At 48.2% G+C, this 1,893-nt stretch carries 1 protein-coding gene; it reads left to right on the top strand.

The window, feature by feature from the left end:
• Positions 1-1,893, top strand: a 1,893-nt coding sequence (locus tag VHA01S_RS17695) for an Ig-like domain-containing protein (RefSeq protein WP_039971414.1), incomplete at both ends; no start/stop codon positions are given.

Below are 1,893 nucleotides of genomic sequence, written 5' to 3'. Positions count from 1 at the left end.
CTCAACACCATCAATCACTGGCAGTACTGACATCCCATTCTCACAAGTCGATATCATTGATGGTAAAAATGCCGACGGCAGCGATCATATTGTTGGCTCAGGTTTTTCTGATGTGAATGGTAAATTTGAGATTGTGGTAGACCTGGGTAAATCATCATCGGTTGATGGTACTCATCATGATTTAGGCGCGAAGGTCACTGACCCATCAGGACATGATGGACAGACAACGACCACTACACCGATTTTGATTGACCAGCATACCACTCAGCCAACGGTTGATTTGAATGCCACTTCAGACAGTTTTGGTGGTACGGGTACCAATACTGACAACATCACCAATATCGCAAACCCGACTTTAACATTGGGTAATATCGATACAGACGCTCAACAAGTTGAGGTGTTTGTGGATGGCCATTCTATTGGTGATGCTGCTATCCAGAATGGTGTTTGGCAGGTTACTGTACCTAAATCTTTCATGGGTGAAGGCGATCACGATATTACCGCAACAGTGACTGATGTGGCGGGCAACACCAGTACTTCAAATGCTTTGACTGTGACGATTGATCAGCATGTCGTTGCGCCGGACGCCACAGATACCGTTACCGAAGATAGCAAAGTGACCGCGACGGGTGATGTTAACCCACACGGTGAAGTAGGCGATGTAGTCACTGTCATCAATACCGATGGTAAGCATGGTCACTTTGATGTGAATGCGGATGGGACTTACACCTATACGCTTGATAACAAAGCCGCTCAACACCTCGCGCAAGGTGAATCTGAAACAGACAGCGTTAAGTACACAGTGACTGATACGGCGGGTAATACCAGTACGGGTGAAATTACCGTCACTATCCATGGCAGTAACGATATCCCATCACTGCAGATCGCTCAAAGTGCCAATACCACCGGTACGCTCAGCACAATCGATGTTGATACAACCGATACACATACCTATGACGCAGTCGGTGGCACCACTACAGGCAGCTGCGTTGTAGCCCACGGCACGTTCGGTGATTTAACGCTTGATAATGCAACAGGCGTCTATAGCTACACAATGCACGCCGATGCCATTCATCAAGGCATGAACTACGACGCGAACTCCGGAAAGTACACGGGACAAGATACCTTTGAGGTCAGCACCGATGATCATCATGGAGGCAAGGACTCGCAGTTCTTAACCTTCAATCCAACGGCGACAGTAACAGTGGCGTCAGTGGTTGGCCAGCAGCCAACAGTAACTAATAACGTTCCTACTCAAGCACAATTGACGCCGATGGCGCCAATAGCTCCGGCAATAACACTGACCACGCCAACGGTGACACTGACAGGACTTACTGGAAGTACCGATACCGGTATCGATAATACTGATGGTATTACGTCTAACCCAACACCATCAATCACCGGCAGCACTGATATCCCATTCTCACAAGTCGATATCATTGATGGCAAAAATGCCGACGGCAGCGATCATATTGTTGGCTCAGGTTTTTCTGATGGGAAGGGCGATTTTGAGATTGTGGTAGACCTGGGTAAATCATCATCGGTTGATGGCACTCATCATGATTTAGGCGCGAAGGTCACTGACCCATCAGGACATGATGGACAGACAACGGCAACAACAGCGATAGTGATTGACCAAAATGTTGCTGCGCCGGATGCCACAGATACCGTTACTGAAGATACTAATGTTATTGCGACAGGTGATGTTAACCCGCAAGGCGAAGTGGGTGACGTAGTCACTGTCATCGATGCTTATGGCAAGCACGGGCACTTTGATGTGAAGGCGGATGGGACCTATACCTATACGCTTGATAACAAAGCCGCTCAACACCTTGCGCAAGGTGAATCTGAAACAGACAGCGTTACATACACGGTGACTGATACGGCGGGCAA

It is taken from the genome of Vibrio halioticoli NBRC 102217, assembly GCF_000496695.1.
Taxonomy (GTDB): domain Bacteria; phylum Pseudomonadota; class Gammaproteobacteria; order Enterobacterales; family Vibrionaceae; genus Vibrio; species Vibrio halioticoli.
This window is presented reverse-complemented; position numbering and strand designations above follow the sequence as displayed.